Consider the following 18,433-nt stretch of genomic DNA (forward strand, 5'->3'; position numbering starts at 1 on the left):
CGCCGGGACGAACCCGGCGGCAACCGCAGTGCGTTGGCTCCGCGTGCCGGGATCAGCCCGGCATCGCAGGATCGACGCGACGCGGCGCATAGGTTTCCCAGCCGCTGCAGCCCGGACACTGCCAGTAGAAATTGCGCGCCCGGAAACCGCAATTCTGGCACGTATACCGTGGCAAATTCTTGGTGCGCTGCTTGATCAGCGCACGCATCATTTCAAGTTCCTTACGGCGCGGTTCGTCGGCCGCCGCGATCTGCGCATCGAGCAGGTGCAGCATCCCCGACAGGTTCGGCGACTTCTCCATCTGCGTGCGCGCGAGCGTGTGCGCCGCGTCCTGGCCGCACAAGCCCGCGATGTGCTGGTATGCGATGTCGAGAAGGTCGTTCGACGGATAGCGGTCGACATAGCCCATCAGCAGCTCGGCACCTTCGGCGTTCTTGCCGAGCGCGACGTACGCCTTCATCAGCTTGTCGGCGACGAGCGGCAGATACGCCGGATTCTGCGCTTCGACGCGCTTCCAGTGCTCGATCGCGGCCGCATGGTTGCCCTCGGCCGCCGCGGCGTCGCCGGAGAGGATCGTCGCGCGAACGTTCTGCGGGTTCACGGTCAACGCGAGGCGCAACTGTTCGGCAGCCGCTGCCGCGTTCTTGCGCTGCAGCGCGTCCTGCGCAAGTTCGCAGTGAAACTGCGCAATTTCGACGCCGAGCGGTTTGTCGCTCATCGACTCGATGCGCTTCGCCGTATCGATCGACTTGTTCCAGTCCTTCTCGATCTCGTAGATCGTCAGCAGCGCCCGCTGCGCGCCGAGTGCGTAATCGCCGTCGGCGAGTTTGTGGAACGCCTCCTCGGCGCGATCGAGCAGGCCGGCCTTCAGGAAGTCCTGGCCGAGTTCGTACAGTGCGTGGTCGCGTTCGTTGACCGGCAGGTCCGTGCGGCTCAGCAGGTTCTGGTGCACGCGGATCGCGCGGTCGGTTTCGCCGCGGCGGCGAAACAGGTTGCCGAGCGCGAAGTGCAGCTCGACCGTCTCGGGATCCAGCTTGGCGACCTCGATGAACGCGTCGATCGCCTTGTCGGGTTGTTCGTTCAACAGAAAATTCAGGCCGCGGAAATACGAGCGCGGCAGGTTGGCACTCTCCGACAGGAGATTCTTAAGGTCATAGCGTGACGCCGCCCAACCGAGCGCGAACGCGACCGGAATCGCGAGCAACCACCAGAAATCCAGATCCATGCGAAATATCGAAGCAGAGACGAAAACCGCGCGATGATCGCGCGGCGTCCGTGTTAAATGACGGGCGGCATCGGCGGCTGGTCGATGACGGCCGGCGTTTCGCGCGCCGCGCGCAGATCGCGCTTCAGGCGCCCGTTCTCGAGACGCAGGCGGAAGATCGAAGGCAGCGCGGACAGCAAGCCAGCCAGCAGCCCCACGGCGAAGAACGCGAGGCCGATCAGGATCAGCGGCGCCTGCCATGAATAGCCGGCCACGAAATTCAGCGTCGCGGTTTGCGTATTGGCCAGCGCAAGCACCAGCAGCAGTACGAACACCAATACCCGGATCAGCCAGACGATAAACTTCATGAAGCCCTCTCTTTGTTGAGGTTTGCCGCGGCGCGCGACTCCCCTTCGTCGCGCCGAATCGACCCGTATTGTAAAGGAAGCGTTTCCGCGGCTGCGCACATCCTGCTCGCACCCGTTGCGTCGCATTCGCCGAAAATGAAAAAAGCGCCCGCAAGGGGCGCTTTTCTTTTCAGCCTTCGCCGGATGGGTTCCGGGCAATCCGGGTGACGCTCAACGCTCGTCGTCCGGATCGTCAGCCTTCAGCGGTTCACCGGCGCGGCCGTCGACGCGTTCCCGCAACTCCTTGCCAGGCTTGAAGTGCGGCACGAACTTCTCGGGCACCTGCACTTTTTCCCCTGACTTCGGGTTGCGTCCGACGCGCGCCGGGCGACGGTTGAGGCCAAAGCTGCCGAAACCCCGAATTTCGATACGATGCCCTTTCGCCAGAGCGTCAGACATCGCATCGAGCATCGTTTTCACCGCGAAATCCGCATCCTTGAGGACAAGTTGCGGAAATCGCGATGCCAGCTGCGCGACCAACTCGGATTTGGTCATACTTCAGCAGACCTCGTGAGGCTTACTGGTTCTGGCCGTCGAGCTTCGCCTTCAGCAGCGCGCCGAGGTTGGTCGTACCGGTCGCAGCAGCGCTGGTGTCCGACTGCAGGCCGCGGATCGCTTCCTGTTGTTCAGCCGAATCCTTCGCCTTGATCGACAGGTTGATGCCGCGCGACTTGCGATCGATGTTGATCACCATCGCGTTGACCTTGTCGCCTTCCTTCAGCACGTTGCGTGCGTCTTCGACGCGATCCTGCGAGATTTCCGACGCACGCAGGTAGCCCTCGATGTCGCCCGTCAGCGTGACGACCGCACCCTTCGCATCGACCGTCTTCACGACGCCGTCGACGATCGAGCCCTTGTCGTTCATTGCAACGTAGTTGCTGAACGGGTCGCCTTCGAGCTGCTTGATGCCGAGCGAAATACGCTCCTTCTCGACGTCGATACCGAGCACGATCGCTTCGACTTCGTCGCCCTTCTTGTACTTGCGAACGGCTTCTTCGCCGGCTTCGCTCCACGACAGGTCCGACAGGTGGACCAGGCCGTCGATGCCGCCCGGCAGACCGATGAACACGCCGAAGTCGGTGATCGACTTGATTGCGCCCGTGATCTTGTCGCCCTTCTTGAAGTTGCGGCTGAAGTCATCCCACGGATTCGGCTTGCACTGCTTCATGCCGAGGCTGATACGACGGCGGTCTTCGTCGATCTCGAGGACCATGACTTCGACTTCGTCGCCCAGCTGGACAACCTTCGACGGAGCAACGTTCTTGTTGGTCCAGTCCATTTCCGACACGTGGACGAGGCCTTCGATGCCCGATTCCACTTCGACGAATGCGCCGTAGTCGGTGATGTTCGTGACCTTGCCGAACAGGCGCGTGCCCGACGGGTAACGGCGCGAGATGCCTTCCCACGGATCGTCGCCCAGTTGCTTGATGCCCAGCGAGACGCGGTTCTTCTCTTGGTCGAACTTGAGGATCTTCGCGGTGACTTCCTGGCCAACCGACAGAACTTCGCTCGGGTGACGCACACGACGCCATGCGATGTCGGTGATGTGCAGCAGGCCGTCGATGCCGCCGAGGTCGACGAACGCGCCGTAGTCGGTGATGTTCTTGACCACGCCGTTGACGATCGCGCCTTCCTTCAGCGTCTCGAGCAGCTTCGCGCGCTCTTCGCCTTGGGTTGCTTCGATCACTGCACGACGCGACAGCACGACGTTGTTACGCTTGCGATCGAGCTTGATCACGCGGAACTCGAGCGTCTTGCCTTCGTACGGGGTCGTGTCCTTGACCGGACGCGTGTCGACCAGCGAACCCGGCAGGAACGCGCGGATGCCGTTGACCATCACGGTCATGCCGCCCTTCACCTTGCCGGTGATCGTGCCGGTGACGAGTTCGTTGTTGTCGAGAGCCTTTTCCAGCGACAGCCACGATGCAAGGCGCTTCGCCTTGTCGCGCGACAGGATCGTGTCGCCGTAGCCGTTTTCGAGTGCGTCGATCGCGACGGACACGAAATCGCCCGACTGCACCTCAACCTCGCCCTGATCGTTCAGGAATTCCTCGATCGGAATGTAAGCCTCGGACTTCAGGCCTGCATTGACGACCACGAAGTTGTGGTCGACGCGCACGACTTCGGCGGAAATCACTTCGCCGGCGCGCATGTCTTGGCGGGTCAGCGACTCTTCGAACAGAGCCGCGAAAGATTCAGTATTCGGGGTGGAGGTTTGCAGGTCGGACATAAAAATCTGATTGTGCATGGATCGCTGTGCCACGCCGGCCGGAATGGCAGGCTGAAAGGGCCAGATCGATGACCACACGGGGTTAAGGGTTCGAAACACGCTCCGCGCTTGCGACGCGGAACACCTACCGCTACCCGCCTTCTCAGGCGGGCTGGCCGAGCGCCCGGTACCACTGCAGCACCTGGTCGACCGCTTCATCGACCGAAAGCGCCGACGTATCGAGCAGCTTGGCATCTGCCGCAGGCTTCAGCGGCGCGGCCGCGCGATTGCTGTCGCGCGCATCACGTTCACGAAGATCCCGGAGCAAGTCATCTATATTAGCAGAAAAACCTTTTTGCATCAATTGCTTATGCCGCCTGGTCGCGCGCGCCTCGGCGCTGGCCGTCAGGAACACCTTCAACACGGCGTCCGGGAAGATCACGGTGCCCATGTCGCGCCCGTCTGCAACGAGGCCCGGCGTCTTGCGGAACGCGCGCTGACGCGCGACGAGCGCGGTGCGCACCGGCCCATGCACGGCAATCGCCGATGCGCGGTTGCCGACCGCTTCGGCACGGATGTCGTTCGACACATCGACGCCGTCGAGCTGCGCGCAGCCCTCCCGGAACGTGATGTGGAGATCGTCGATCAGCTTCACCAGCGCGTCGATGTCCTCTGCCGCGATGCCGTAGCGCACGCTCGCGAGCGCGGCGAGGCGGTACAGCGCGCCGCTGTCGAGCAGGTGGAAGCCAAGATGCGCGGCGACGAGCGCGGCGACGGTGCCCTTGCCGGAAGCAGTGGGACCGTCGATCGTGATGACGGGAGTCGGGTGAAAGGGTCGGGTCGATTTCATCGGAAACAGTCGGGTCAGGCTTTGGCGAGCGCGGCGAAGCGGTCGAAATAGTCGGGGAACGTCTTGCCGACGCACTTCGGATCGTTGATCCGCACGGGCACACCGCCCAGGCTGACGAGCGAGAAACACATCGCCATCCGGTGATCGTCGTACGTGTCGATCGCCGCGTTCGGCGTGAGCTTTTCCGGCGGCGTGACGACGAGATAGTCAGGACCTTCCTCGACGATCGCGCCGACCTTGCGCAGTTCGGTCGCCATCGCCGCGATGCGGTCGGTTTCCTTCACGCGCCAGCTTGCGATGTTGCGCAGCGTGCTCGGGCCGTCGGCGAACAGCGCCGCGACCGCGATCGTCATCGCCGCATCGGGAATCAGGTTGAAGTCCATGTCGATCGGCTCGAGCTTGCCGTGGTCGTGGCCGATGCCGCGCACTTCGATCCAGTCGTCGCCCATCGTCACGTTCGCGCCCATCTGCATCAGCGCGTTCGCGAAGCCGACGTCGCCCTGGATGCTCGCGCGCCCCACGCCCTCGACACGCAGCGGCCCGCCGCCGAGCGCGCCGGCCGCGAGGAAATACGACGCCGACGATGCGTCGCCCTCGACCATGATCTGCCCCGGCGATTTGTAGCGAACCCCGGCCGGCACGACGAAGCGCTGCCAGCCATCGCGTTCGACGGTCACGCCGAAGCGCTCCATCAGCCGGATCGTGATGTCGATGTACGGCTTCGAGATCAGCTCGCCGTCGATCTCGACGACGAGCCGGCCGTCCTTCGCCTTCACGAGCGGCAGCGTCATCAGGAGCGCCGTGAGGAACTGGCTCGACACGTCGCCGCGCACGCGGATCGGCGCATCGACCGAGATCGTCGCAGGCTTGATCCGCAGCGGCGGGAAGCCTTCGTTCAGCTCGTAGTCGATCTGCGCGCCGATCTGGCGCAGGCCGTCGACGAGATCGCCGATCGGTCGCTCGTGCATGCGCGGCACGCCGTGCACGCGATAGTCGCCGCCGTTCACCGCGAGCGCGGCGGTCAGCGGCCGCACGGCGGTGCCCGCGTTGCCGAGGAACAGGTCGGCCGTCTTCGCGGTGAATGCGCCGCGCGTGCCCGTGACGACACAGGTGTCGCCGTCGCGCGCGAGCTTCACGCCGAGCTTGCCGAGCGCGTCGAGCATCACGCGCGTGTCGTCGGAGTCGAGCAGGTTGGTGATCGTCGTTTCGCCTTCGGCCAGCGCCGCGAGCAGCAGCACGCGGTTCGAAATGCTCTTCGAGCCGGGCAGGCGCACGGTGCCCGATGCGCTGGAGTACGGGCCGAGATCGAGATAGTCCATGGGAATCGTCCTGTTATTTCTTGACCGGTTCGGCAGCGGGCGCGCCGCCGCGCTCCTGCCATGCCTTGCGCGCGGCGCGCGAACGCGTGAACACGGCTTCGAGCGCCGCGCCGTCGCCGGCGTCGATCGCTGCGCGCAGCCGCGTGAGCACGCGCGTATAGCCGTCGAGCTCGTCGAGCAGCGCCGCGCGATTCGCGACGCACACGTCGCGCCACATCTCCGGACTCGACGCCGCGATGCGCGTGAAATCGCGGAAACCGCCCGCCGCGTACGAGAATTTGAGTTCCGCGTCGGCCTCGCCGAGGATCTGCTCGACGAGCGCGAACGACAGCACGTGCGGCAAATGGCTGATCGACGCAAACACGCGATCGTGCTGCTCCGTGGTCATCGTGCGCACGTCAGCGCCGGTCGCGCGCCACATCGCGTCGATCCGCGCAACGGATTCGGGCGCATTCTCCGGCAGCGGGCACAGCACCACGTTGCGGCCGACGTACAGATCCGGCAACGCGGCCTCGACGCCGCTCGACTCGCGACCGGCAATCGGATGCCCCGGCACGAACTGCGCGATGCGTGCGCCGAGCGCGTCGCGCGCGGCCGCGACGACGTCGGACTTGGTGCTGCCGGCATCGGTGACGATCGTCGCCTCTTCAAGCCACGGCGCGATGCGCTTGAGCAACGGGCCCGTTTGCGCAACGGGTGCCGCCAGCAGCACGAGATCGGCGCCGGCCAGCGCATCGCGCAATTGCGCGTCATCGTCGAGCGCCGCCGCGCGATCGATCACGCCGAGCGCGAGCGCGCGCTCGACCGACGCACGCGAACGGCCCACGCCGACGACCTCGCCCGCACCGCCCGGCGCGCGTTCGCGCAGCGCGCGGGCCAGCGATCCGCCGATCAGGCCGACGCCGAAAATGACCAGTTTGTTGAATGCAAAGCCTGACACGACAAGAGCCAAGTTACGCGCGCGGAACGACGCCCCGCATGCGGAATTCCAGATTCCGGGCAACGGGCCCGCACCCGGCGCAACCTGCGCCGGACGCGGGCCGAACCCGCCTTCGGCAGCGCCGACCGGCCTGCCCTGCCCGCCTCGCCGCAACGCCTGCCCGGGCAGGCGACGGGCCGCCGCGTTTCAGCGTGCGCGCGGATACGAACCGAGTATCTTCAGGAACGCGGCCTTCTGGCCGAGTTCCGCGAGCGCGGCCGCTACCGCCGCATCGTCGCGGTGCCCTTCGATATCGATGTAGAAGTAGTACTCCCACGTGCCGACGCGCGCCGGGCGCGACTCGAAGCGCGTCATCGACACGCCGTGCCGCGCGAGCGGCTCGAGCAGCTTGAACACGGCGCCCGGTTCGTTCTTCACCGACACGATCAGCGACGTCTGGTCGTGACCGCTTTGCCCGGCCGGCTGCTTGCCGACGATGACGAAGCGCGTGCGGTTGTGCGGATCGTCCTGGATCAGCGAGAACGCGATCTGCAATCCGTAGTGCGCGGCCGCACGGTCGCCCGCGATCGCCGCGACGGTCGGTTCGGCCGCCGCGAGACGCGCGGCCTCCGCATTGCTCGCCACGGCCTGCCGCTCGAGCTGCGGCGCGTTCGCCGCGAGCCACTGCTGGCATTGCGCAAGCGCCTGCGCATGCGCGCAGACGCGCTTCACGCCGTCGAGCGTGCCGCCCTGCGTCAGCAGGTTGTGATGGATCGGCAGCGCGAGCTCACCGCTGATCAGCAGTTGCGTCTGCAGCAGCAGGTCGAGCGTGCGCGACACGGCGCCTTCGGTCGAATTCTCGACCGGCGCGATGCCGTATGCGGCAGCCCCGGCCTCGACCGAGCGGAATACTTCGTCGATCGACGGGCACGGCAGCCCTTCGATCGACTGGCCGAAATACTCGAGCATCGCCTGCTCGCTGTACGTGCCGACCGGCCCGAGGAACGCGACGTGGATCGTCTGCTCGAGCGCGCGGCTCGCGGCCATGATCTCGCGCCAGATGGCGCTGATGTGCTCGCTCGCGAGCGGCCCCGCGCTCATGTCCTGCAGCCGCGCGATCACCTGCAGCTCGCGCTCCGGCCGGAACACCGGCGCGTTGAAATGCTTCTTGACCTCGCCCACCTCCAGCGCCACCGCGGCGCGCTGGTTCAGGAGCGCGATCAGCTGCGCATCGATCGCGTCGATGCGATCGCGCAGCGGTTTCAGGCGGGAATTCAGTTCGTCGTCCATGCGTTTTGCCGTGCTGTTTGAACAGCGCCGCCGTCAGGCGCCGCGCTGCTCGAAGTCCTTCATGTACTCGACGAGCGCTTTCACGCCCTCGAGCGGCACCGCGTTGTAGATCGACGCCCGCATGCCACCGACGGACTTGTGGCCCTTCAGCTGCAGCAGCCCGCGCGCCTTTGCGCCGGCAAGGAAGTCTTCGTTGCGCGTTTCGTCGGCCAGGAAAAACGGCACGTTCATTCGCGAACGTGCTGCCGGCTCGACCTTGTTCAGATAGAAACTGCTCGCATCGATCGTGTCGTAGAGCAGCTTCGCCTTTTCGATATTGCGGGCCTCGATCGCTTCGAGGCCGCCCTGCCGCTTCAGCCACTGGAATACCAGACCCGCGATGTAGATCGCGTAGGTGGGCGGCGTGTTGTACAGCGAGTTGTTCGCGGCAATGGTCTTCCATTCGAACGCGGACGGGCAGATCGACAGCGAGCGGTCGAGCAGGTCCTCGCGCACGATCACGAGCGTCACACCGGCCATCCCGATGTTCTTCTGCGCACCGCCGAACAGCACACCGTACTTCGCGACGTCCATCGGACGCGACAGGATGTGCGACGAGACATCCGCGACCAGCGGCACGTCGCCGAGATCGGGAATCTCGAACGTCTCGACGCCATCGATCGTTTCGTTGGTGCACAGATGCACGTAGGCCGGATCGTCCGACAGTTGCCATTCGGCGCGCGCGGGCGCACGCGTGAAGCCGTCTTCCGTCTTGCCGGTTGCGGCGAGATGCGGCGTGCCGTACTTCTTCGCTTCGCTGAACGATTTCTGCGACCACGAGCCCGTCACGACGAAGTCGGCCGTCTTGCGCGAGCCGAGCAGGTTCATCGGCACGATCGCGTTTTCGGCGATACCGCCGCCCTGCAGGAACAGGATCCGATGGCTTGCCGGCACGCCGAGCAGGTCGCGCAGGTCGGTCAGCGCGGCCTCGTGGATCGACATGAACTCCTTGCCGCGATGGCTCATCTCCATCACGCTCATACCGCTGCCGTGCCAGTCGAGCATTTCGTCGGCGGCTTGCCGCAGCACTTCCTCGGGCATCGCCGCAGGGCCGGCGGAGAAATTAAAGACGCGCATCGTGAAAACCTCGGAGGGACGCGACCGGCTCGCCGCCGGCAGAACGCGCCAGAAAAGAAATGGCCGCTTGCGCTCGCGCGCAAACGGCCATTATCGCACTGTCGTCAGGCTCCCGCCAAACCCGGCCGAACGGCCGGTAGCGTGCCCGGACGGCTTTACTTGCCCGGCTTGACTGCTGCGACTTCCTTGTCAGCCTGCGTACGCGTTGCCTGGATCGCTTGCGGCATGTACTTCTGCATCAGGCCGTTGACCACGTCGCGACCGACCTGATCCTGAACCTGGATGAACTTGCGGCCCGTCGGGCTCTTGTAGAACGTCGTCAGATCCTTGATCTCCGACGTGCTGTAGTACTTCGCGTAGGCGTCGTACTGAGCCGACATCGCGTCGTTCTGGAACTGTTGCGTACCGAACACCTTGCCTGCGCCGTCGACCAGCTTCGGCACCGCGTTCTTTTGCAGCGTCGGAACGGCAGCCTGCTTCTGCTTGTCGTTCAGCGTCTTGTTTTCCGACAGCGCGTCCGACAGGATTGCCGGCACGAGTTGCTTGGCCTGCATTTCGGCGCTGTTGCCGATTGCCGACACGAGCTTCGGCGCGTCGATCGCGTCGAGCAGATCCTTGATCGCAGCCTTCTTGTCGGCGTCGATCGGCGCAGCTGCCGCGGCAGGCGCCGGTGCGGAATTCGACAGCGCTTGCGCCATCGCGAACGTCGGCACCAGTGCAGCCAGCAGGACCAGTTGCTTGAATTGCTTTTGCATCATCACTCCCTTTTGGAAATATGAATGGTTGCTCGCCGGCCGCGGCGCTTCACGCCCGCGGCGGCCAGAGTCTCATCCGTTCTTCAGGCTTCGCCGTCCGACGCCTCGTCGGCCTCGCCATCGCCCTCCTCGGCCTCCGCGATCTGCTGCAGGCCGGAGAGCTTGGTACCCTCATCGAGACTGATGAGTGTAACACCTTGCGTGGCACGCCCCATCTCGCGAATCTCCGAGACACGGGTGCGAATCAACACGCCGGCCGTCGTGATCAGCATGATCTGATCCTCGGCGTCGACGAGCGTCGCGGCCACGACCTTGCCGTTACGCTCCGACGTCTGGATCGCGATCATACCCTTCGTGCCGCGGCCGTGACGCGTGTACTCGGTGATCGGCGTGCGCTTGCCGTAGCCGTTCTCGGTCGCGGTGAGCACGGTCTGCTCCTCGCTGCCCGCGACCAGCATCGCGATGACCTGCTGCCCGTCCTCGAGCTGCATGCCGCGCACGCCTCGCGCCTCGCGCCCCATCGGACGCACGTCGTTCTCGTCGAAGCGCACGGCCTTGCCGGAATCGGAGAACAGCATCACGTCGTGCGCACCGTCGGTGATCGACGCGCCGATCAGGAAGTCGCCCTCGTCGAGGCCGACCGCGATGATGCCCTTCTTCATCGGACGGCTGAATGCCTCGAGCGGCGTCTTCTTCACGGTGCCAAGCGACGTCGCCATGAAGATGAACTTGTCGGCCGAGAACTCCTTGACCGGCAGCACGACGTTGATCTTCTCGCCTTCCTGCAGCGGGAACATGTTGACGATCGGGCGGCCGCGCGAGTTGCGCGAGCCCTGCGGCACTTCGTAGACCTTGACCCAGTAAACGCGGCCGCGGTTCGAGAAGCACAGGATGTAGTCGTGCGTGTTCGCGATGAACAGCGTCTCGATCCAGTCGTCTTCCTTCATCTGCGTCGCCTGCTTGCCGCGGCCGCCGCGCTTCTGCGCGCGGTACTCGGACAGCGGCTGCGACTTCACGTAGCCCGCGTGCGACATCGTGACGACCATGTCCTGCGGCGTGATCAGATCCTCGGTGTTCAGCTCGGTCGCGTTCAGCTCGATCTTCGAGCGGCGCGCGTCGCCGAACTCCGCCTTCACCGAGGTCAGCTCCTCGCCGATCATCGTCGTGATCCGCTCGGGGCGTGCGAGGATGTCCAGCAGGTCGGCGATCTGCGCCATCACTTCGCGGTACTCGCCGATGATCTTGTCCTGCTCGAGGCCGGTCAGGCGCTGCAGGCGCATCTGCAGGATTTCCTGGGCCTGCGTGTCGGACAGGCGGTACAGCCCGTCGCTCTGCATGCCGAACGCCGGGTTCAGGCCTTCCGGGCGGTACGCGGAGCGGCCGCCGGCCGCCGCGTTCTCGCTCTCGGCGCGCGTGAGCATCTCGCGCACGAGCGACGAATCCCACGGCTTCGCCATCAACTCCGCTTTCGCGATCGGCGGCGTCGGCGCTGCCTTGATGATCGCGATGAACTCGTCGATGTTGGCGAGCGCGACCGCGAGACCTTCGAGCACATGGCCACGCTCACGGGCCTTGCGCAGTTCGTAGATCGTGCGGCGCGTCAGCACTTCGCGTCGGTGCGACAGGAAGCACTGCAGGATTTCCTTCAGGTTCAGCAGCTTCGGCTGGCCGTCGACCAGCGCGACCATGTTCATGCCGAACGTATCCTGGAGCTGCGTCGCCTTGTACAGGTTGTTCAGCACCACTTCCGGCACTTCACCGCGCTTGAGCTCGATCACGACGCGCATGCCGCTCTTGTCGGACTCGTCGCGGATGTCGGAGATGCCTTCGAGCTTCTTCTCGTTGACGAGCTCGGCGATCCGCTCGAGCAGCGAGCGTTTGTTCACCTGGTACGGCAGCTCGTCGACGATGATCGCCATCCGCTGGCCGCGGTCGATCTCCTCGAAGTGCGTGGCCGCGCGCATCACGACGCGGCCGCGCCCGGTGCGGTAGCCGTCGCGCACGCCGGCGACGCCGTAGATGATGCCGGCCGTCGGGAAATCCGGCGCCGGGATGATCTCGATCAGCTCGTCGATCGTCGCTTCCGGGTTACCCAGCAGGTGCTGGCACGCGTCGACGACTTCGTTCAGGTTGTGCGGCGGGATGTTGGTCGCCATGCCGACCGCGATGCCCGACGAGCCGTTGATCAGCAGGTTCGGGATGCGCGACGGCAGGACCGACGGCTGCATTTCGTTGCCGTCGTAGTTCGGCTCGAAATCGACCGTTTCCTTGTCGATGTCGGCGAGCAGCTCGTGACCGATCTTCGCCATGCGAATTTCGGTGTAACGCATCGCCGCGGCATTGTCGCCGTCGATCGAGCCGAAGTTGCCCTGCCCGTCGATCAGCATGTAGCGCAGCGAGAAGTCCTGCGCCATCCGCACGATCGTGTCGTACACCGCGGTGTCGCCGTGAGGATGGTATTTACCGATCACGTCACCGACGATACGCGCCGACTTCTTGTACGCGCGGTTCCAGTCGTTGTTCAGTTCGTGCATCGCGAACAACACGCGCCGGTGCACGGGCTTCAGGCCATCGCGGACATCCGGGAGGGCACGTCCGACGATCACGCTCATCGCGTAATCGAGATACGAACGGCGCATTTCCTCCTCTAGGGAGGTGGGCAGGGTCTCTTTGGCGAATTGATCCATGTATCCGTATCGTTTCGGAGCGAAGACGGCGAACGCCTTTCGCGTGGGCGCTGCATGCGCAACGCAACGCGAGATTCTAACATGCGCCCATCAGCCGCCAATTCGCCGCCCCCTCTATATATAAATAGCGAAAATCGCGGCCACGTCGATTCGACCGAAATCGCGCGCGACTCGACGCCGCAGGCGATCCCTTCACACTTGTTTCACGCGCACGAGTAAACAACCACGCACATTCGCGCAATTTCGCCGACACACTCTTGACAATCTCTGAAAGTTGCGGCAGGCCGGTGTTGCGCATGCACCACAAAGTTGAAGCGATCTTAGGGTGGGGAGGATTTTTTTTCGTAGGAAGGGAACGATATGGCAAAATGCCAACGCACTGAAAGTTAGACGCTGCTCGAAGTCTACACAGAGCGGTGCCGCGTTTTTTGTGCCGCACCAATGTTATACTTCGAGCAATGTATGACTTGTCACCGTCAACAGGCTCGCAGTAAACCTGCGGTAATCTCAATTTCGAGAGGAGAAATATGAATAAACTTTCAAAGCTCGCGTTCATTGCAGCTACCGCAGTTATGGCTGCATCCGCTTCGGCACAGTCGGTGCCGGCGTCGCGTCAAGCCGTCAATGACAACTGGGTGAACGGCACGGGCGAATGGGTGTGGATGAACGGCACGAACGAGCTCTGCTGGCGCGATGCGTTCTGGACGCCGGCCACCGCCAACGCGAAGTGCGATGGCGCACTGGTCGCCCAGGCACCGCAGCCGCCGGTCGCTCCGGTCGCTCCGGCTATCTCGAGCCAGAAGATCACGTATCAAGCTGACGCACTGTTCGACTTCGACAAGGCAACGCTCAAGCCGCTGGGCAAGCAAAAGCTGGACGAACTGGCTTCGAAGATCGAAGGCATGAACACGGAAGTGGTCGTCGCAACGGGCTACACGGACCGCATCGGTTCGGACAAGTACAACGACCGTCTGTCGCTGCGCCGTGCGCAAGCCGTGAAGTCGTACCTGGTCAGCAAGGGTGTGCCGGCCAACAAGATCTACACGGAAGGCAAGGGCAAGCGCAACCCGGTCACGACGGGCTGCAACCAGAAGAACCGCAAGCAACTCATCGCCTGCCTCGCACCGGATCGCCGCGTGGAAGTCGAAGTGGTTGGTACGCAAGAAGTCCAGAAGACGACCGTTCCGGCAAACTAAGCCGCGGTTTTCGACTGCTTCAAAGCCCCGCCCCGGCGGGGCTTTTTCTTTGACGCCCGTCCAGGCGCCTGCCGCTTCGCCGCTCGTCCGCTTCTTATATACTCGGGGCTGACGAATCGCAGTACCGCCCTCCTCTCGTAGCCCGTTTGCCGACATGACCAACGCCGATCCGCACGAACTCCAGAAATTCAGCGACCTCGCCCATCGGTGGTGGGATCCGAACGCCGAATTCAAGCCGCTGCACGACCTGAACCCGGTCCGCCTCGGCTGGATCGATGCGCATGCGCACCTCGCCGGCAAGCGTGCACTCGACGTCGGCTGCGGCGGCGGCATCCTGTCCGAGTCGATGGCCGGACTCGGCGCACAGGTGAAAGGTATCGACCTGTCGACCGAAGCGCTCGGCGTCGCCGACCTGCACAGCCTCGAAAGCGGCATCTCGGTCGACTACGAAGCCATCGCCGCGGAAGCGATCGCCGCGCGTGAACCGGGCACCTACGATGTCGTCACGTGCATGGAGATGCTCGAGCACGTGCCGTCTCCCGGCGATGTCGTCGCCGCGTGCGCGACGCTCGTGAAGCCGGGTGGCTGGGTGTTCTTCTCGACGCTGAACCGCAACCTGAAGGCCTACCTGTTCGCCGTGATCGGCGCGGAGTACATCGCGCAAATGCTGCCGAAGGGCACGCACGACTACGCGCGCTTCATCCGCCCGTCGGAACTGGCCGGCTTCGTGCGTGCGACGGATCTGCACATCGTGGAGATCAAGGGCATCACGTATCACCCGATCGGCAAGCGCTTCGCGCTGTCGAACGACACCGACATCAACTACCTCGTCGCGTGCCGCCGCGGCGCATGACCCTCCACCCTGCATGACGACTCCCCTCTCGACCGCGCGGGCTGCACTCGACGAACCGCGCCTGCTGCACTGCGATGCCGTGCTGTTCGACCTGGACGGCACGCTCGCCGACACGGCCCCCGATCTCGCGGCGGCCGTCAACAAGATGCAACGCGTGCGCGACCTGCCCGAAACACCGCTCGACGTGCTGCGGCCGCTGGCCTCGGCCGGCGCGCGAGGCCTGCTCGGCGGCGCGTTCGGCATCGATCCGCACACACCCGGATACGAAGCGATGCGCGACGAGTTCCTGGCCAACTACGCGACGGATCTGTGTGTGCATACGACGCTGTTCCCCGGCATCGGCGACGTGCTCGACGAACTCGATGCGCGCGGCGTGCGCTGGGGGATCGTCACGAACAAGGCGATGCGGCTCACGGCGCCGCTCGTCGAGTTGCTCGGTCTCGCGCCACGCGCGGCCTGCGTCGTCGGGGGCGACACAACGCCGCACCCGAAGCCGCATCCGGCCCCGCTGCTGCATGCGGCCGACCAGTTGACGCTCGCGCCCGCACGCATCGTCTACGTCGGCGACGATCTGCGCGACATTCAGGCCGGCAGCGCCGCCGGCATGGCGACGATCGCGGCCGCGTACGGCTACTGCGGCGACGGCACCGCACCGGCCGACTGGCAAGCGCAGCATCTCGTCGACACAACACAGCAACTGCGCGAACTGCTGCGCGATGTTGGGCTATAATGATCGATCTTATCCGCGGGGGCGACCTGGTTTCGACAGGGGTTGTGAAGCGGCTAGGGCATGTCGAGGACCCGTCACCTCGTTAATCAATGGGAAAATCGTAACTGCAAACGACGATACGTTCGCACTGGCAGCCTAACGGCCGCCGTCCTCTGCCTAGTTCACTGACGGGCTAGTGTCGCAAGACCGGTAGCAATACCGCCAGAGGTCATTTACGTCAGTTAAGCCCTGTCGGCGTCGCGACGCCAGGGTCGAAAACCTAGCGAATCGCCGTAGTGCAGCGTGTTCGTCCGCGTCGCTGCGGTTAAATCAAATGACTGAACTAAACATGTAGAACTAGTCGTGGAGCGCTTCTGGACGCGGGTTCGATTCCCGCCGCCTCCACCAAATTCCGCGCTCGTCGCACGAACCCCGCATGACGCAAGTCTGCGGGGTTTTTTGTTGCCGCCGAAACGCATGCACCCTTCCCCTTCCGAAAAAGCGCCCAGCCACGGGCGGGCCGGGCGGAATGCCACCGGTATTCCGGCGACAGGAGGTGACGGATGTCCTGCCGCGCCCGCGCAATCATCGATCGCGCCAGGCGGCGGCCGACCCGGGTGCCGCAGTGCCGGACGCGTCGTCGCACCAGCACTCACGCACACCGGGCGATGTGTGGCTTAGCTGCCGCGATACAGCGACTTCATTTCTTCAGCGGTGGCCGGGCGCACACCCATTGCACGCGAACCCGATGCCGACGCACCTTGCGCCTGTGCACCGTAACCGCTGGCGTCGGCGCCTTGCGCTTGCGCCAGCGCGCTGCGCTGTTGCTCTGCAACACGCGCCGTTGCGGCCTGGATCGCTTCCGGATAATGCGGATCTTCGCCGCGAGCCGAGTTGTAACCTGCCTGCTGCAACTGGACCAGTTCGGCCCGAACCTGCGCGCGGGTGATCGTCGAACCCGACTGGGCAAACGACACGACCGGGGCAACGAGAGCAGCGGCAACGACAACAGCTTGAACGAGCGACTTCATGATGACCTACCTCCAGATTTGTCTGTATTCGCGGTGAACACCTTGTTCATCGCTGACAACTCGAAGTTTATGTAGGCGGATGCTTAAGAATAAGGCAGCTTTCTGGAAGACATCCTTCCTGATTTACGGGTTAACCCTAGATCACCTGCCAGGCCGACGATGTGCACATGCAGGCACCGCCAGACATCGAATCGCATGAAGATTCGCCGGAAAGCAAAAGCCCCGCGAAGCGGCAACGCTTCGCGGGGCTCGGACAGAACCGGAATCGCACGAGATTCCGGCAGTCGCCGGTCAACCGGTCAGGCCAGTACGTGGACGAAACGCCCGTCAAGCGAACCGGCGCCGCATGACCCTTGCGGACGCGCCCGTCCGCCCGGTTACTGGCTATCCATCGGACACTTCAGGTTGCAGCCGTTCGGATCGCCCAGGTCGCCCTTGCGGCGCAAGGCCGACTTCTTGCCGCTCTGGTATTTCTGCGACGGCGTCGACGCTGCGAACGGCATCTGCGGATGCTCGTTCAGGCGAAACTGTTCGCTCAGGATACCGCCAGGCACACCAGGGGAATTCTGCGCGAGCGCAAACGGCGAAACAGCGACCAGCAGCCCCGCGGTCAACGCTGCCGCGGCGAGGGGAACGGAAAATTTCATGGCGGGATGACGCTTGAACGGCGTGCTTGTTGGAACGTTGGTCAAGCGGCAAGCGTAGCGCAAATCCCCCGCTGCTGCAGCGCGGTTCGATCGCGCGCGCGTTACCGCGAATTGCCGCCCGGCACACTCGCGCCGTCGCCGCCGGCCAGCCCCGTCGCGATGCTCGTCAACGTTCCGCACGCAGCCGGGTCGTAGCCGTCGAGATGCGCGACTCGCTCGACGAAGCGCGCGTCGCGCAGCAGCGCCAGTACGCCGGCAAGCGGCCGCGCGTCGAGCCGCGCGCGTTCGCACGCGAAATAATAGTCTTCGTCGACGACCGGGATGAAATCGAGCCCGAAATGATGGGCCGCAGGCTCGACGCCGAAGCCGAGATCGGCCATCCCGCTCGCGACGAACGCCGCGATCGCCGAATGCGTGAGTTCGGCCGACGCGTAGCCGTCGATGCGCTCCGGATCAATGCCGATCGCGCGCAGCGCGAGGTCCAGCAGCATGCGCGTGCCCGACCCCGGCTGGCGGTTGACGAAGCGGATGTCATTGCGCGCGAGATCCGCGAGGCCGCGAACCTGCTTCGGGTTGCCGCGCGGGACGAACAGCCCCTGCTGGCGCCGAGTCAGGTGGATCAGCACATGACGCGTATCGTCGAGCCACGGCCGGTAGATTTGCGCGCACTGCGCACGAAACGCACCGCGCGGCAGATGGAAGCCCGCCAGGTCGCACTCGCCGCGGGCAAGCGCCTGCACGGCCTCGACGCTCTCACGATACTTGATGTCGACAGCCGCCTGCGCATCGACGAGCGCGGATACGAGCGTCGCGACCGCGTAGCCATGCGACGCGTGAATGCGCACGGCGCCGTCGCGCTGCGCGAGCCGCCGGTTCAGGTCGCTCGCCACTTCGGCCGCCAGCGTCCGCAGGTTACCGTCGAGCCGACTGCGCGCGAGGCGCTGCGCATCGACGACTGCCTGCCCGAGCGCCGACAGCGTCGAGCCCTTGCCGCGCGCGGTTTCGATCAGTTCCCCGCCGATGCACGCCTCCAGCGCGCGCAGCATGCCCCACGCGTGCCGGTATGAAAGCCCTTTCGCGTGCGCGGCCTGCGCGATGCTGCCCGTGTCGGCCACGAGTTCCAGCAACGGCGCGACATCCGACAGGCTGGCCGCACGGCCTTCCGTGTCGCGTACGGTCAGATACGCGTCGCATTCGATCCGAATCAATTATGCACTCCGATTTCCTATTGCGACTGCCAA

Annotated in this window: 17 protein-coding genes and 1 other RNA gene; 4 read left to right on the forward strand and 14 right to left on the reverse strand. The window is 64.6% G+C overall.

The window, feature by feature from the left end:
- Positions 1–52: 52 nt before the first annotated feature.
- The 11 genes from lapB to gyrA form a co-directional block, all read right to left on the reverse strand.
- A complete protein-coding gene (gene lapB / locus L810_RS05910; protein WP_021157457.1) occupies positions 53–1,225 on the reverse strand; it encodes a lipopolysaccharide assembly protein LapB in 1,173 nt (390 codons plus the stop codon).
- Between the two features lie 53 nt (positions 1,226–1,278).
- Positions 1,279–1,572 (reverse strand): lipopolysaccharide assembly protein LapA domain-containing protein, encoded by a 294-nt coding sequence (locus L810_RS05915; protein WP_021157458.1) that lies wholly within the window; start codon positions 1,570–1,572, stop codon positions 1,279–1,281.
- Between the two features lie 210 nt (positions 1,573–1,782).
- The gene (locus tag L810_RS05920) at positions 1,783–2,106 is read right to left on the reverse strand and encodes an integration host factor subunit beta (RefSeq protein WP_006486894.1); all 324 of its coding nucleotides are present in this window, start codon (positions 2,104–2,106) and stop codon (positions 1,783–1,785) included.
- A gap of 22 nt (positions 2,107–2,128) precedes the next feature.
- Positions 2,129–3,841 carry a 30S ribosomal protein S1 gene (gene rpsA / locus L810_RS05925; protein WP_027788061.1) on the reverse strand — a complete coding sequence of 571 codons (1,713 nt, stop codon included), beginning with the start codon at positions 3,839–3,841 and terminating at the stop codon, positions 2,129–2,131.
- A gap of 142 nt (positions 3,842–3,983) precedes the next feature.
- A complete protein-coding gene (gene cmk, locus L810_RS05930) occupies positions 3,984–4,670 on the reverse strand; it encodes a (d)CMP kinase (protein ID WP_006476573.1) in 687 nt (228 codons plus the stop codon).
- 14 nt (positions 4,671–4,684) lie between these two features.
- Positions 4,685–5,989 carry a 3-phosphoshikimate 1-carboxyvinyltransferase gene (gene aroA, locus L810_RS05935; RefSeq protein ID WP_042973433.1) on the reverse strand — a complete coding sequence of 435 codons (1,305 nt, stop codon included), beginning with the start codon at positions 5,987–5,989 and terminating at the stop codon, positions 4,685–4,687.
- 13 nt (positions 5,990–6,002) lie between these two features.
- Complete coding sequence (locus tag L810_RS05940; RefSeq protein ID WP_042973435.1) at positions 6,003–6,929, reverse strand: prephenate dehydrogenase/arogenate dehydrogenase family protein; 927 nt, start codon at positions 6,927–6,929, stop codon at positions 6,003–6,005.
- 186 nt (positions 6,930–7,115) lie between these two features.
- Positions 7,116–8,198 (reverse strand): prephenate dehydratase, encoded by a 1,083-nt coding sequence (pheA, locus tag L810_RS05945; RefSeq protein WP_021157461.1) that lies wholly within the window; start codon positions 8,196–8,198, stop codon positions 7,116–7,118.
- Between the two features lie 33 nt (positions 8,199–8,231).
- The gene (gene serC / locus L810_RS05950; protein WP_021157462.1) at positions 8,232–9,314 is read right to left on the reverse strand and encodes a 3-phosphoserine/phosphohydroxythreonine transaminase; all 1,083 of its coding nucleotides are present in this window, start codon (positions 9,312–9,314) and stop codon (positions 8,232–8,234) included.
- A gap of 155 nt (positions 9,315–9,469) precedes the next feature.
- Positions 9,470–10,069, reverse strand: a complete 600-nt coding sequence (locus L810_RS05955) for a DUF2059 domain-containing protein (RefSeq protein ID WP_021157463.1) — start codon at positions 10,067–10,069, stop codon at positions 9,470–9,472.
- A gap of 83 nt (positions 10,070–10,152) precedes the next feature.
- On the reverse strand, positions 10,153–12,756 hold the full coding sequence (gene gyrA / locus L810_RS05960; protein ID WP_042973437.1) for a DNA gyrase subunit A: 2,604 nt from the start codon (positions 12,754–12,756) through the stop codon (positions 10,153–10,155).
- A gap of 527 nt (positions 12,757–13,283) precedes the next feature.
- Here gyrA and ompA point away from each other — a divergent pair.
- The 4 genes from ompA (at position 13,284) to ssrA (ending at position 15,922) form a co-directional block, all read left to right on the forward strand.
- Positions 13,284–13,952, forward strand: a complete 669-nt coding sequence (ompA, locus tag L810_RS05965) for an outer membrane protein OmpA (RefSeq protein WP_021157465.1) — start codon at positions 13,284–13,286, stop codon at positions 13,950–13,952.
- Positions 13,953–14,106: 154 nt separating this feature from the next.
- Positions 14,107–14,805 carry a bifunctional 2-polyprenyl-6-hydroxyphenol methylase/3-demethylubiquinol 3-O-methyltransferase UbiG gene (gene ubiG, locus L810_RS05970; protein ID WP_021157466.1) on the forward strand — a complete coding sequence of 233 codons (699 nt, stop codon included), beginning with the start codon at positions 14,107–14,109 and terminating at the stop codon, positions 14,803–14,805.
- Positions 14,806–14,818: 13 nt separating this feature from the next.
- Positions 14,819–15,535, forward strand: a complete 717-nt coding sequence (gene gph, locus L810_RS05975; protein ID WP_021157467.1) for a phosphoglycolate phosphatase — start codon at positions 14,819–14,821, stop codon at positions 15,533–15,535.
- Positions 15,536–15,552: 17 nt separating this feature from the next.
- Positions 15,553–15,922, forward strand: a transfer-messenger RNA (tmRNA) gene (gene ssrA, locus L810_RS44280).
- Positions 15,923–16,191: 269 nt separating this feature from the next.
- Here the strand turns inward: ssrA and L810_RS05980 are convergent.
- The 3 genes from L810_RS05980 to L810_RS05995 all read right to left on the reverse strand — a co-directional run bounded on the left by L810_RS05980 (position 16,192) and on the right by L810_RS05995 (position 18,400).
- Entirely contained in the window at positions 16,192–16,545 is a 354-nt protein-coding gene (locus tag L810_RS05980) for a DUF4148 domain-containing protein (protein ID WP_011351324.1), read from the reverse strand.
- A 377-nt stretch (positions 16,546–16,922) separates the two neighbouring features.
- Positions 16,923–17,192, reverse strand: coding sequence for a hypothetical protein (locus L810_RS05990; protein ID WP_042973441.1), 270 nt, complete (start codon positions 17,190–17,192; stop codon positions 16,923–16,925).
- Between the two features lie 101 nt (positions 17,193–17,293).
- Complete coding sequence (locus tag L810_RS05995) at positions 17,294–18,400, reverse strand: substrate-binding domain-containing protein (RefSeq protein ID WP_021157471.1); 1,107 nt, start codon at positions 18,398–18,400, stop codon at positions 17,294–17,296.
- Positions 18,401–18,433 lie beyond the last annotated feature (33 nt).

It is taken from the genome of Burkholderia sp. AU4i (genome assembly GCF_000466765.1).
Taxonomy (GTDB): domain Bacteria; phylum Pseudomonadota; class Gammaproteobacteria; order Burkholderiales; family Burkholderiaceae; genus Burkholderia; species Burkholderia cepacia.